Annotated in this window: 12 protein-coding genes; 7 read left to right on the forward strand and 5 right to left on the reverse strand. The window is 64.0% G+C overall.

Annotated features, from left to right (window positions below):
• Positions 1-32: 32 nt before the first annotated feature.
• The gene (locus ACB039_RS18160; RefSeq protein WP_005331518.1) at positions 33-473 is read right to left on the reverse strand and encodes a copper chaperone PCu(A)C; all 441 of its coding nucleotides are present in this window, start codon (positions 471-473) and stop codon (positions 33-35) included.
• An 89-nt stretch (positions 474-562) separates the two neighbouring features.
• Here ACB039_RS18160 and ACB039_RS18165 point away from each other — a divergent pair, with 89 nt between their 5' ends.
• The gene (locus tag ACB039_RS18165) at positions 563-1,318 is read left to right on the forward strand and encodes an enoyl-CoA hydratase-related protein (protein ID WP_005331516.1); all 756 of its coding nucleotides are present in this window, start codon (positions 563-565) and stop codon (positions 1,316-1,318) included.
• On the opposite strand, the gene ACB039_RS18170 is transcribed toward ACB039_RS18165, so the two are convergent.
• Positions 1,311-1,739 (reverse strand): DUF2753 family protein, encoded by a 429-nt coding sequence (locus ACB039_RS18170; protein ID WP_005331514.1) that lies wholly within the window; start codon positions 1,737-1,739, stop codon positions 1,311-1,313. The two genes, ACB039_RS18165 and ACB039_RS18170, sit on opposite strands and share 8 nt — an antisense overlap.
• Before the next feature lie 292 nt (positions 1,740-2,031).
• On the opposite strand from ACB039_RS18170, the gene ACB039_RS18175 reads away from it, so the two are divergent.
• Positions 2,032-2,697 (forward strand): CatB-related O-acetyltransferase, encoded by a 666-nt coding sequence (locus tag ACB039_RS18175; RefSeq protein WP_182787596.1) that lies wholly within the window; start codon positions 2,032-2,034, stop codon positions 2,695-2,697.
• Positions 2,698-2,733: 36 nt separating this feature from the next.
• On the opposite strand, the gene ACB039_RS18180 is transcribed toward ACB039_RS18175, so the two are convergent.
• Positions 2,734-3,441 (reverse strand): ParB-like protein, encoded by a 708-nt coding sequence (locus ACB039_RS18180; protein ID WP_182787594.1) that lies wholly within the window; start codon positions 3,439-3,441, stop codon positions 2,734-2,736.
• Positions 3,442-3,615: 174 nt separating this feature from the next.
• On the opposite strand from ACB039_RS18180, the gene ACB039_RS18185 reads away from it, so the two are divergent.
• From ACB039_RS18185 to ACB039_RS18205, 5 genes are all read left to right on the forward strand, one after another.
• A complete protein-coding gene (locus tag ACB039_RS18185; RefSeq protein ID WP_182787592.1) occupies positions 3,616-5,220 on the forward strand; it encodes an ABC transporter substrate-binding protein in 1,605 nt (534 codons plus the stop codon).
• 109 nt (positions 5,221-5,329) lie between these two features.
• Positions 5,330-5,629: a hypothetical protein gene (locus tag ACB039_RS18190; protein ID WP_005331508.1), complete on the forward strand. Its 300-nt coding sequence runs from the start codon at positions 5,330-5,332 to the stop codon at positions 5,627-5,629.
• Positions 5,630-5,796: 167 nt separating this feature from the next.
• Positions 5,797-7,356: a methyl-accepting chemotaxis protein gene (locus ACB039_RS18195; protein WP_371166169.1), complete on the forward strand. Its 1,560-nt coding sequence runs from the start codon at positions 5,797-5,799 to the stop codon at positions 7,354-7,356.
• Between the two features lie 225 nt (positions 7,357-7,581).
• Entirely contained in the window at positions 7,582-8,898 is a 1,317-nt protein-coding gene (locus ACB039_RS18200) for a sphingomyelin phosphodiesterase (RefSeq protein WP_371166170.1), read from the forward strand.
• Entirely contained in the window at positions 8,895-9,683 is a 789-nt protein-coding gene (locus ACB039_RS18205; RefSeq protein WP_371166171.1) for a hypothetical protein, read from the forward strand. The genes ACB039_RS18200 and ACB039_RS18205 overlap by 4 nt, the downstream gene beginning before the upstream one ends.
• A 72-nt stretch (positions 9,684-9,755) precedes the next feature.
• Here ACB039_RS18205 and ACB039_RS18210 read toward each other — a convergent pair whose 3' ends face one another.
• Positions 9,756-11,258, reverse strand: a complete 1,503-nt coding sequence (locus ACB039_RS18210) for an alkaline phosphatase D family protein (protein WP_371166172.1) — start codon at positions 11,256-11,258, stop codon at positions 9,756-9,758.
• Positions 11,259-11,338: 80 nt separating this feature from the next.
• Positions 11,339-12,559, reverse strand: a complete 1,221-nt coding sequence (locus ACB039_RS18215) for a DEAD/DEAH box helicase (RefSeq protein ID WP_371166173.1) — start codon at positions 12,557-12,559, stop codon at positions 11,339-11,341.
• Positions 12,560-12,626 lie beyond the last annotated feature (67 nt).

Below are 12,626 nucleotides of genomic sequence, written 5' to 3' on the forward strand. Positions count from 1 at the left end.
AGAGTAAAAAGCTGAACAAGCGTCCATTAATGTCAGTGCTGCATGCCTTTCATCGGCTCGACCGGCTTCACCGGCAGACTCAGACTGAGGGTTTGACCATCATCCAGGGTCAGCGTCAGCGGGAAGGGCGTGTCCTGGGAGAGCTCACGCACGTCGAACAGCATGATGTGGAGACTGCCTGGTTTGAGAACGGCCTCACCCCTGGCCGGGATCTCGATGCTCTCGACCTGGCGCATCTTCATGACGCCATTTTCGTGCAGATGGGTGTGCAGCTCGGCACGGCCAGCGTCAGGGGAGGCAACCGCAGTCAGGGCCACCGGCTTGTCCCCGTCATTCTTGAGCACCATGAAGGCAGCGGTGTTGGGTGAACCCGGGGGGAGCAAGCGCACATAACCGTCGACGGCCTCGACCTTGGCCAGTGCGGGGGCTGCCAGGAGCAGGGCCAGGGTGGAATAAAACGCACGTTTAAACATGGTTGAAATCCTTTTATGATGTTGTTAAACGACGCAAAGCTTACCCCTGTGGCAAGCTTTTGACAGCCCCCGAACACAAGGATTCAGACATGGCCCTCACAATTCTGGCCGAGCAGCAGGATGGCTTGCTCCTGCTGACCCTCAACCGGCCGGACAAGCGCAATGCCCTCAACACCGACATGTACCTGGCCCTCACCGAGGCCTTTCAGCAGGCTGCCCAGGACGAGAGCGTGCATGTGGTGTTGCTGCAAGGGCAGCAGGAGTGCTTCACCGCGGGCAATGATCTCGCGGACTTCATGGGCAAGAGCAGCCTGGAAGCGGATGACCCCATCCTGCAGTTCCTCCACACCCTGGCCGACTTCCCCAAGCCGGTGATCGCCGCCGTGGGCGGCCCTGCGGTGGGTATAGGCACCACCCTGCTGCTGCACTGCGATCTGGTCTATCTGGGGGACAACGCCAGGCTGCAACTGCCCTTCGTCGAGCTCGGACTGGTGCCGGAGTTTGCCTCCAGCCTGCTGCTGCCCCGTGCCGTGGGCCATCTGAAGGCGGCAGAGCTGTTGTTGCTGGCGGAGGCCATCGACGCCGGAGAGGCGCTGCGGCTCGGGCTCGCCAACCGGGTGGTGGCCGCCGATACGTTGCTCGCGTTTGCCCGCGAACAGGGGCTGAAGCTCGCGGCCAAAGCGCCCAAGGCGCTGCAAAAGAGCAAGGCGCTGCTCAAGCAGGAGCTCAGGCAGGCGGTGCATTTCGTCATCGATCTGGAGGCCCGCGCCTTCTCCCTCGCCCTGCAAGGGGAGGAAGCACAGAGCCGCATCGCACGGCGGCTCGGGCGCACAGCCGCTAGTTGAGGCGGAACCGGCCTATCAGCTCGCAGCCCTGCACCTTGTCCTGCACCTGGATCAACCTGGCGATCTCGGGGTTGGGGTGGCGCTTCAAGAAGGAGAGCAGGGCGGCGCGGCAGCAGCCAAGCTCGCTAACGAGAGATTCGCACGCCCGGTTCGGGCACTGGGGCACCAGCGCCGTCACCAGCTCGGAGGCCAGCTTGAGATAGCGCAGCTCATAGGCGGGCTCCTCCATGGCGCGCCAGAAGTCAGCCATGCGGTGGCAGGTGGCGACCCGCATGCTGGCCAGTTCGTCCAGATCCCCGGACGCCAGCTCATACACCTCCCCCAGGGCCTGCTGATAGAGGCAGATGGCCGTGCCCAGTGCTCCTATGCCAAGGGCATTCTCCGCCTCCAGCATGTAACGCTGCCAGTTCTGATTCGTCATGGTCCTCTCTCCTGCCGATACGAGTGGAGCCCATATCATGGCCAATCGAGAATAAATATCAACCAGACGCTTTGTGCAGGTTTTGACCAGACTATCCCCCTCCCCTTGGCATAATCCCTCCTATCCCTTACCATCTGGCCTCTTCTGCCAGGAGCCCTTCTTCATGCAACGACCCCGTTCATCCCAGGCGCTGGGCTGCTCCACCCTGTGCGTGCCCCGCCTGCTGGTCTGGATCTATTAGCTGCGCCAAACCGCGCATCCAATCCAGATCCATTCAACGAGGAACACAGCCATGACCATCTGCCAACATTGGTCGCAGGTCGAATACCTGCACCTGACGGTGACCAATCCCAACATCTGCCTCAAGGGGCTACACAGCTACTACTCAGGCGCCTGGGACGGCCTGTTCGAAGAGAAAGTCGTCCGCTATCTCCATGGCGACAGCTTTAGCCGTGACCCCGACACCGGCTGGGATCCGCTCTGGCATATCGACCAGCTTCACATCGGCGACTATGTGCAAATCGCCGCCGGGGTGAAGATCCTGATGGGGGGCAACCACACCCACAACACCGACTTCATCAGCACCTATCCGTTTGCCGAGGTGGAGGCGCTCAAGCGCAGCTATAGACCCGCGGGTGATACCCGCATCGGCAATGACGTCTGGATAGGCATGGAAGCCATGATCATGCCGGGCGTCACCATCGGCGATGGCGCCATCATAGCGGCGCGCACCCTGGTGAATCAGGATGTGCCGCCCTATGCCATGGTGGCCGGAACGCCCGCCAAAGTGCTGCGGATGCGCTTTGGCGACGACGACATCGCCCGGCTGCGGGCGCTCGCCTGGTGGGATTGGCCGGATGACAAGGTGCAGGCCCTGCTGCCGCTGATCCAGCAAGGAGAGGTGGCTCTGCTGGAACAGGCCGCCGCCCGCTGGCAAGGAGCCAGCCAGGAAGAGTGACGAGGGGGCGCCTGGGCGCCCCTTCTTGATCCCGCGTCAGCTGCCGCTGCGTGGCGGGTTGAGGCGACACTGCTTGCCGGGATAGCCGGGCAAGGCACTGGCCTTGCTGTTGCAGGCCAGGCGCTTGGCCTCGGCGAGGCGATCCGCCAGATTGGCGGCATTGACCGGCTGCCACGCCATCTGCTGGCCGAGCCAGCTGGCCCAGGCGAACTCGACGAAGTAGACCTGATCCTGCTTGCTGAAGTAGCCCGCGTCCTGCAGCAGGCCCGCCAGGGTACGGTAGGGATAATCCGGCAGCTCACCGATATGGCCGGGCAGCTGTTCCGGAGTGAGCGGCTGACCCCGCTCATTCTTCAGCCAGGCCCAGTGGTTGTTCTGCATCTGACTCCAGAAACTGCTCCTGTCCTGCAAACGGGCGATCACCTTGACCCTCACCGCCTTCACCCCCTGTTGCCACAGCGCCTTGGTCAGGTGGTGCCTGTCGACCAGCCAGTAGCCGCCATCGGGGGCGATGACGATGGGGATCTCTTTCTTTTTCATCAGCTTGTCGAGCTGCTTCTCGCTCTTGTCCGCCAGTTCCCGCACCGTGGTGTCGACCTGCAACTGCCCCACCCCGCCCTGAGTCGGATGCAGTTGATCTATGCTCACCTCGCACCAGCTCCCCACCTGGCTGCCCTTCTCGCAAGGGGCCAGCGCCCAGGCACCCTGGCTCAGCACACAGGCCAATAACATCCATACTCTCATCGTTTGCTCCTCTTGCCCGCGCTCGGGGCGGACGCACATAGGGTTGCCGTCCCGGATATGATGGGACTCACTCTGGCGGTCTGACCAGCAAAGGGGATATCATGATTCCCCGTCTGCCGGCGATGAATTCTCGCCGAGTTTTCTCCTCGCTTCACACAATTTGAAGGATTCGCCATGAAAGGATGGAGCCCCCTGCTGGCCCTGCTGGGCTGTGCCTGTGTCCAGGCCGCCGATGTACCGGCTGGTACCCAACTCGCCACCGAACAGGCCGTCGTGCGTCATCTCAAGGACGAACCGACCAGCCTGAGTCCGCTCAAGCTGGTCGGCCTGCCCGAGCTGCAAGTGCTCAGAGACCTCTATGAGGGGCTGCTGACTCAGGGGGCGGACGGCAAGGTGCTGCCCGGTGTGGCAGCAAGCTGGGAGAACAAGGACAACCGGCAGTTCACGTTCCATCTGCGGCCGGATGCCCGCTGGTCCAACGGGGATCCGGTACGCGCCGCCGACTTCGTCTACGGCTGGCGCAAGCTGGTGGATCCCAAGGAGGCGGCCACCTTCGCCTGGTTTGCCCAGCTGGCCCACTTCGACAAGGTGGACGAGATAGTCGAGGGCAAGCTGCCTCCCGAAGCGCTCGGGGTGCAAGCCGTGGATGACCATACCCTGCAGGTGACGCTTTCCCAGCCAGTGCCCTACCTCCTGAGCCTGTTGACCCACCCCAGCCTGTCTCCCCTGCACAGGGCCAGCATGGAACAATATGGCAACCAGTGGACCCAGCCCGGCAAGCTGGTGGGCAACGGCGCCTTCGTACTGAGCCACCGGGTAGTGAACGAGAAGCTGGAGCTGACTCCGAACCCCTACTACTGGGATCGCGCCCATACGGTGCTGACCCGCGTCACCTTCGTCCCCATCAACCAGGAGAGTGCCGCCACCCACCGCTATCTGGCCGGGGATCTGCACATCACCGAATCCTTCCCCAAGGAGCAGTACCAAAGCCTGATGGCCCAGATCCCGGGAGAGGTCTATACCCCGGAGCAACTCGGTACCTACTACTACGCCTTCAATACCCAGCGCCCGCCCCTGAATGACGTGCGGGTCCGCCGGGCGCTCTCCTACACCATCGACCGGGCGCTCATCGCCGACAAGGTGCTGGGCACGGGGGAAAAACCCGCCTATCACTTCACCCCGGATGTGACCGCCGGGTTTGTTCCAAAGCCCAACCTGCTCTCCACCAGCAGTCAGCAGACGCTGGACGAGAAGGCCAGGGCGCTGCTGAAAGAGGCAGGCTATGGCCCGGACAAACCCCTTGAGCTGACCCTGCTCTACAACACGGCGGAAATTCACAAGAAGATGGCGCTGGCCATCGCCAACCTGTGGAAGCAGAAGCTGGGGGCTCGGGTCGAGCTCACCAATCAGGAGTGGAAGACCTACCTCGACAGCCGCCAGAGCGGCCAGTTCGAGGTGATCCGCTCCTCCTGGGTCGCCGACTACAATGACCCTTCCGCCTTCCTCGGTCTGTGGGGCTCCCACCACAGCGGCAACATGGCCCGCTTCGCCAACCCCGGTTACGACGCCTTGCTGACCCGGGCGGCCAGCAGCCGGGATGAGGGTGAACGGGCACGCCTGTTCGACGAGGCCGAAACCATCTTGCAGGAGGAGGCACCGATCGCCCCCATCTACCAATACACCAACGCCCGTCTGATCAAGCCCTGGCTCAAGGGCTACCCCATCAACAACCCGGAAGACGTGGCCTACAGCCGCCAGCTCTACCTCGTCAAGCACTGAGTCAGAGGGGGCCGGCGCGACTGGCCCCCTCTTCGCACTGTTCCAATTCAAGTTCCCGGCATAAAATGCCGCCTCTTTTCGTCCATCAGCCCGTTGAATCGATCTCCCTATGCGTTGTCTGCTCCTGCTTGCCCTGTTCTCTGCCCTCCCTGCCAAGGCCGCCAATGAAACCGAATGCCGCCAGGCCTTCCTCGAATGGATGTTGAGCCAGCAGAAGCAGTTCAGCGATCGCAAGGCCAGCAAGATGGAACGGCGCAACGCCGAGCGGGCCATCGATCAGGCCCGTGACGAGTTCGCCAAGCAGGAGAGCTTCTGCCAGGCCATGGCCTGGGTCTCCCGTGATCAGGGTCGGGATCCCCGCTTCCAACCCAGGACGGGAGAGATCCACGACTTCACCCCCCGCAGTTGACCTCGCGCTGAAGTCGCCCCCCATCTACTACTTTTTTCAGTCGTCATAGTGTTGATTTATTGACCCAAGCCAAGATAACCACTTGGGTCGCCCCTACAATGAAGCCGTAACGACAACACACAATAAAAATAAATTTATCAGTTACTTGGCTCATTCAGGATGCGCACATGACCACCACCCGGCAAGAAGGGGAGATCCGTTTCCCCGACCACATATCATTGATTTCGACCACGGACCCCACCAGCCACATCACCTATGCCAATCAGCACTTCTGCGACGTGGCTGGCTACAGCGCCGCCGAGATGGAAGGGGTCCCCCACAACCTGGTTCGCCACCCCGACATGCCCAGGGCCGCCTTCGCCGATATGTGGCAGCGACTGCAGCAAGGCAAGAGCTGGATGGGACTGGTGAAGAACCGCGCCAAGAGCGGCCAGTTCTACTGGGTCAATGCCTATGTCACCCCCATCCTCAACGAACGGCAGCAGATCATCGAATACCAGTCGGTCCGCACCCGCCCCCAGGATCACGACATCGCCTGGGCGGAACGACTCTATGCCCGGATCCGGGCGGGCAAGGCACTGCCCTGGCAGAGTCGCGTCACCCTGGAGCCGGGGCAACTCAGTCTGCTGCTCTCGGGCACAGCCCTGGTCGGCATGGGGGCCAGCCTGATGACGGGCCAGGCCGGATGGGGTGGCCTCACTCTGCTCTGTCTGCTGGCCCAGATGGGGCATGGCTGGCACCTGCAACGGCGACTGGCCCGGCTGCAGGCCATGGCGGGCGAAGAACTGGGCACCCCCCTCTGTCAGGTGCTCTACGCCAGACGGCGGGACAGCCTGGCGGCCCTCGAACTCGTGCTGCGCATGAAGAAGGCCGAGCTCAGGGCCGTGGTGGGGCGCAGCGCCGACACCAACCAGCAGATACTGCAGGCGGCGGAGGATGACAGGGGACACATCCAGACCATAGACACCCACCTGCAACAGCAACGGGCCCAGAGCGAGCAGCTGGCTGCCGCCATCACCCAGATGAGCCAGTCGATCCGCGACGTGGCCGACAACGCCCATCAGGCCAACGCCCTGGTGAGCGAGGTGCAGCAGGTGTCGGCCAGCGGCCAGCAGGCGCTGGCGACCACCCGCGCCTCGGTCAACCGACTCCACCAGGAGCTGGATGCCAGTCAGGGCGTGCTGGCGCGCCTGACCCAGGACAGCCAGAAAATAAGCGGGATCCTGGAGGTGATCGGGCAGATTGCGGATCAGACCAACCTGCTCTCCCTCAACGCGGCCATAGAGGCAGCCCGGGCCGGCGAGCAGGGGCGCGGCTTTGCTGTGGTGGCCGACGAGATCCGGGCGCTGGCCCAAAAGACCCGCAGCTCCACCGGCGAGATCAGCGACATGATAGGGGCGCTGCAACAGAGTACCCGGCAGCTCTCCGATGGCATGACCCAGGGCGCCCAGACCTCGGTTCTCTGTCAGCAGCACATGGGGGCAACCGCCGAGGTGCTCGACCAGATCAACCAGATGCTGGCTCAGGTGACCCACACCAGTGACGAGATAGCCCAGGCCGTCAGCCAGCAGGCGGACGTGACCAGCACCCTGGATCAGGGGATCCACCAGATCCACCAGCTGGCCAGCCACACCGCCGACAACAGCAGACAAGCCCTCGATGGCATCACCCTGCTGGTGGAGCGGCTGCAGAACCTCTCCCGCCTGATCAACCAGTTCCACGACTGAGATTGCCCTCCGTGTAGCCAGGCGCGTCCTTGGACGCGCTGTGATGACGCTGCCACCATCCCCTGATGCCCGACGCCAGCCCTATCCGGTTGCGCTCCCTCCCCCCAGGTTTTTCCTCCCCATATGGGGCCTTTCATTTACTTGTAACAAAAATGTAAATGAAATAACCCCGACGTCCGCCATAACAGTCAGTTTCCATCGTGCCTCAACCAAAAGGACTTCATGATGCACAAGCCCCTCAGCTATGCCGCCCTGCTGCTGGCCAGCCAGTTTCCGTTGCAGGCGCTGGCCGATACCGATGTCTACCTCACCAACAACGGCCCCGAGCCCTTGCAACTGACGATCCACCAGAGCGGCTCCGGCGAGCTGCAGGCGGGCAGCCAGTGGACTCAGCACAGGACGGAACTGGGCCCCTGGGAGAGCGCCATGGTGCTCAGCTTCAACCGCTACGAGGGGGTGAAGGCGGGCAAGAGCTATCTGTTCGAAACCCGGGTCACCACTGCCGGGGGCGACACCTATCGTCTCAACCAGCTGATGGAGGGCACCTGGTGGAACAGCACCCTGCAACACGGCGGCGAGACGCCGGCAGACGGCTCCGGCTGGCAGAGCGATCGCGCCATCCATCGCCTGGCGGGCCCGCAGGAGCTGGCCTTCGCCGCCAAGTTCACCGGCCGCTACGACGATCTGCACTATATGCTCACTCCACCACAAAGGCGGGAGCAGCCGGAGCCGGCGGAGGACAAGCTCAAGGTCGCCAGCTACAACGTCTGGGCCCTGCCGGTGATCGCCGCCAGCATCGGCGAGCGGCTGACCCTGCTGCCCGAGTACCTCAAGGGCTATGACGCCCTGTTGCTGCAGGAGGTGTTCGACGGCCGCCGCGAGGGCTTCCTGCAGGCGCTGACCAAGGAGTACCCGTACCAGACCAGGGTGCTCGACAAGCCGGGGGTCAACATCCACGACGGCGGCGTGGTGATCGTCAGCCGCTATCCCATAGTGCGGGAGGCCCAGCTGGTCTATCCCCAGTGCACCGGCACCGACTGCTTCGCCGACAAGGGGGTGATGTACGCAGAGGTGATCAAGGGGGGCAAGGCCTGGCATCTGTTCGCCACCCACACCGCCAGCTTCGACACCGACGAGGCGAGACGGCTGCGCCAGATCCAGTTCGGCCAGATCCGCACCCTGGCCGCCAGCCTCGAGATCCCGGCCAGCGACACCGTCATCTACGGCGGTGACTTCAACGTCAACAAGCGCAAGTTCGCCGACGACTACGCCGGTATGCTGGCGAACCTCGACGCCGATGAGCCGGCCTATGGCGGCTACACCGAGGCCACCTTCGATCCCAGGCTCCATCCCTACGCCGGCGGGCCCCTCTCGGGCGGTGCCAACGTCGAGTACCTCGACTATCTGGTGGTGAGCCGGGAGTACGGTGCCGCACGCCACAACCTCAACAGCGTCTGGATCCCGCGCAGCAGCGATGGCAACCTCTGGCCCGCCAGCAACCTCTCCGATCACTTCCCGGTCAAGGGAGAGATCAGCCGATGAAGCGCCGCTACGGCTTTCTGGCCCTGGCGGTGCTGGCGCTGTTGCTGCTCAACCTCGGCGGGCAGGATGATCCGGACCAGCCAGTGCCAGCAAGCGGGCCAAGCCCTGTCACCGCTGCCTCTTCGCCACAGGCATCGGCACCGCGGCTGCCCGCTGCCGGCCAGACTGCCGCCGCCTCAGGGCCCGTCACAACCGAGCCACTGCACGCCAGCTGGCGGGCCATGCCGGACGAAATGAGCCACCAGCTCGCCAGCGAGATAACGGACAGCGATCAGCCGCTGAGCGAGCGGCTGGCCAATCTGGAGGCGATGGAGACTGGATGGATGAGCGAGGGGGAGAGTCTGTTTCGGCTGCAAGGGCGCTACGCCCAGGCACTCGAGCAGCTGGCGCAGAAGAACGAGCAGTTACCGCTGGCCGAGCGGCTGGCGGCCCTGACCCGGCTGCAGGATGAGTGGGTGGCGGATCACCCGGATCTGGCGGCGGATCTGTTCAACCCGGATGCCCGCCTGCAGCAGGCGCGCCAGCTGTGGGGGGACGAGGAGCTGGAGACATTGGCCCGCCACTTCCTGCCGACCGGGCAGGCCGAAGCGACCGTGCAGTTTGCCGCCACCCGCCAGCAGCAGCTGGATCAACGCGGCCACTACCAGCAGCAGTTGGCCGAGCTGGAGCTGCAGCTGGCGGCCCGTCAGGGGGCCATGACCCCCGAACGCTGGCAGCAGTACAGAGAGGAGGTGCTCGGTCAGTTCAGGCGCGACTTCTTCGCCCAGACGCAAGACCAGCCCTGAGCAGACAACGGCTTGGGGAAGCTGAGATTGAAAAGAAAAGGGCCCGCCAGGGCCCTTCGCATTTCCCCGGCATCAGGCCAGCGGATAGCTGGCGGCCAGATCGTTCTCGCAATGCCAGTTGACCCACAGCTTGTTGTCGCTACCCATCTGCAGGGTGGCGAAGTTGCGGGTGCGCAGATAGACAGGAGCACCAAACGGCTTGAGCAGCTCGGCACGGACCAGCCGGCTCTCGTCGAGGTATTCGGGAGCGTCGTTGGTCATGGCGAGGATCCCCGTCCACTGGAACTGGGTGGGGCAGGGATGGACTATGCCGGAGGAGACCAACTGGTGCACATTCATCACCCCCTCCCCCCGCCGGTCCTGGATCACCCCGAGGCAACCCACGTGCACATCCCCTGACAGGATCAGGGTCTTGGGGAGCACCTGATCCTCTCCCTTGACGGCCTGGCGCCGCAGCCTGGCATTGTCCAGCAGCCGCATGATGAGGCGGGCCCGCTCCCCCTGGTGTGACTTGGCGCGCCAGTGATCCTTGAGATCGTCGGTCAGCTCCTCCTCCCAGGGGGTCGCATCGAACGCCGCCTCGGTGAAGGAGAAATCCCGATAGACCACGGGCACCCCGGTCATGACCAACAGGTGTCCCTCACCGCAATCGGCCAGCGCCCCGTTGATCTGATCCCACTGCTCCCGGCTCATCACCTGGTTCTGGCTGCGGGTCGCCCGGTTGTCCAACGCCAGGATCTGGTAGCCCCGAAAACGCAATCGCCAGGAGTGATGGGTCAGGTGCACCGGATCCAGCAGGGAGACATTGGCAGCGGAGCGCAGCTGGAACAGCCTGAAATACTTGGCGGCGGCGGCATAGATGGCCTGATAGACCTCGCAGTCCTGCAAGTCGGCGGGATAGCTGCCCCAGCCATCGAAGATGTCGTGATCGTCCCACATCATGACGCTCGGCACCCGGGCCAACATGGTGGCCACCTCGGGGCGGCTCCACTGCCGGCAGTAGAGTTCGCAATAGAAGCGATCGAGCTGTTCCACCATGGTCCGGGTCGCCTTGCGTTTGACCTTGTCCACCCGATCCAGCTCGTTCCAGGCCTTCAGGGTCGGAACCGAGGTCCAGAGGGAGTCGGCATAGACCTGATCGCCCCCCATCAGCAGCAGCGACAAGGGGTGATCCCTGTGCTCGGCGGCCAGCCTGTCCCACATTACGTAAGGCTGGGTTGTGGAGGTGAGCAGCTTGAAGTCGGAGAAACCGTTGCAGGAGGCATACCCGATGCGCACCCGTTCCTCCTGCCCCGGCAGATGAAACTGCCACTGGCTGGCCCCGGCCAGATCCCGGGCGGACACACCGTCCAGCAGGATCTCGTAATCGACCGTGCTGGCCAGGGCCTTGGGGGTCGCCGACCAGACGGCGCGCCAGAACACCCCTCTGGGGGTATCCGCCTGCTTGCTGGCGCTCAGCAGCTTGCCATTGATCTTGACGCTGGCCCCTTTGAAGCCCGCCACCGCCAGGAAACAGATGCTGTATTGTGTCTCCGATTCGAGCCCCAGCAGGGGCCCCATTACCAGGGTCGTCATCCGCTATCCTCCATGGTCCATTCCATGGAGCATACCGAAACAGGCGCTCTTTGATACTGCCCAACCGGGCAGCGTCGCCCCTAGGCCTTACCCTTGAACTGCCTGACGCTGCGCTTGGCCTGGGTGCGGCGGTTGGCCTGCTTGTCCCGGGGGGCCCGCTTGCCCTCCCCGCTCGCAGGCAGGTCGGTCACCGGGAAGCCCTCAAGCCCCTCCAGCGGTAGTGCGCGACCGGTCAGGGTGCGGATGGCCGCCAGCGTCTCGGCCTCCCCATGGCAGACCAGGGAGAGGGCGAGGCCTTTCTGCCCGGCGCGGGCGGTGCGGCCGATGCGATGCACATAGACGGGGGCATTGGCAGGCAAATCCAGGTTGATCACCACGGGCAGCGCCTCCACGTGGATGCCCCGCGCCATCAGATCCGTGGCCACCAGCACCCGTACCTTGCCCCCCTTGAAATCGGCAAGCGCCTGCTCCCGCGCCCCTTGATCCTTCTCGCCGTGCAGGGCGGCCACCGCGATGCCCGCCTTGGCCAGCTTTCTGGCCACCCCGTCGGCATCGTCCCTGGCGCTGATAAACACCAGCACCTGGGGCCAGTCTTGCGCCTTGAGCAGGCTGATCAGTGCAGGCACCTTGCTGCTCTTGTTGACCAGATGGAGCCGCTCCTCAATCTCGCTCACCAGACTGTTGAGCGGATTGGCCTCGATCCGGATCGGGTTCGTCAGTAGATCGGTAGCCAGGCTCTCCAGCTCGAGGGGCAGGGTAGCGGAGAACAGCAGGGTCTGTCGCGCCGTCGGTATGGCATTCAACAACCACTGGATATCGGGCCAGAAGCCCATCTCCAGCAGGCGATCCGCCTCATCCAGCACCAGGGTGCGCAAGTTGCTTAAGCCCAGCCGCCGCTGGGCCAGCAAGTCCCGCAGTCGCCCCGGTGTCGCCACCAGCAGTTGCGGCCCCAGGGCCAGCTCGGCCTGTTGCTGCTCCTGTGGCACGCCGCCACACAGGGTCAGAGTGCGCAGCCCCAGCGCCTCGGCCACCCCTTGCAGCGCTGCGCTCACCTGGGTAGCCAGCTCCCGGGTCGGCACCAGCACCAGCCCCTGTACCCGATCGGAGGCCGCGTCCAGCCCCTGCAGCAGTGGCAGGCCGAACGCCAGAGTCTTGCCACTGCCGGTCTGGGCCAGCGCCAGCAGATCCTGGCCCGCCAATGCCACCGGGATTGCAAGCTGCTGGATGCGGGTCGGGGTATGCAGCTCGGCAGGAAGTGCGGCCAGCAGGGTGGGATGGAGGGAGAGTTCGCTAAAGGTCATGGGGCTACGCGGCAAGAAGAAGTGGGAGGCGAAGTCTAGCCAGCCTGACCCCATAAGTAAAAGGCCG

The organism is Aeromonas sp. S2(2024), assembly GCF_041402505.1.
GTDB classification, from domain to species: domain Bacteria; phylum Pseudomonadota; class Gammaproteobacteria; order Enterobacterales; family Aeromonadaceae; genus Aeromonas; species Aeromonas media.

What these genes read in the sequence shown, in the direction of transcription:
- ACB039_RS18160 (WP_005331518.1), bottom strand. Translation starts at nt 473, where the DNA reads ATGTTTAAACGTGCGTTTTATTCCACCCTGGCCCTGCTCCTGGCAGCC.
- ACB039_RS18165 (WP_005331516.1), top strand. Translation starts at nt 563, where the DNA reads ATGGCCCTCACAATTCTGGCCGAGCAGCAGGATGGCTTGCTCCTGCTG.
- ACB039_RS18170 (WP_005331514.1), bottom strand. Translation starts at nt 1,739, where the DNA reads ATGACGAATCAGAACTGGCAGCGTTACATGCTGGAGGCGGAGAATGCC.
- ACB039_RS18175 (WP_182787596.1), top strand. Translation starts at nt 2,032, where the DNA reads ATGACCATCTGCCAACATTGGTCGCAGGTCGAATACCTGCACCTGACG.
- ACB039_RS18180 (WP_182787594.1), bottom strand. Translation starts at nt 3,441, where the DNA reads ATGAGAGTATGGATGTTATTGGCCTGTGTGCTGAGCCAGGGTGCCTGG.
- ACB039_RS18185 (WP_182787592.1), top strand. Translation starts at nt 3,616, where the DNA reads ATGAAAGGATGGAGCCCCCTGCTGGCCCTGCTGGGCTGTGCCTGTGTC.
- ACB039_RS18190 (WP_005331508.1), top strand. Translation starts at nt 5,330, where the DNA reads ATGCGTTGTCTGCTCCTGCTTGCCCTGTTCTCTGCCCTCCCTGCCAAG.
- ACB039_RS18195 (WP_371166169.1), top strand. Translation starts at nt 5,797, where the DNA reads ATGACCACCACCCGGCAAGAAGGGGAGATCCGTTTCCCCGACCACATA.
- ACB039_RS18200 (WP_371166170.1), top strand. Translation starts at nt 7,582, where the DNA reads ATGCACAAGCCCCTCAGCTATGCCGCCCTGCTGCTGGCCAGCCAGTTT.
- ACB039_RS18205 (WP_371166171.1), top strand. Translation starts at nt 8,895, where the DNA reads ATGAAGCGCCGCTACGGCTTTCTGGCCCTGGCGGTGCTGGCGCTGTTG.
- ACB039_RS18210 (WP_371166172.1), bottom strand. Translation starts at nt 11,258, where the DNA reads ATGACGACCCTGGTAATGGGGCCCCTGCTGGGGCTCGAATCGGAGACA.
- ACB039_RS18215 (WP_371166173.1), bottom strand. Translation starts at nt 12,559, where the DNA reads ATGACCTTTAGCGAACTCTCCCTCCATCCCACCCTGCTGGCCGCACTT.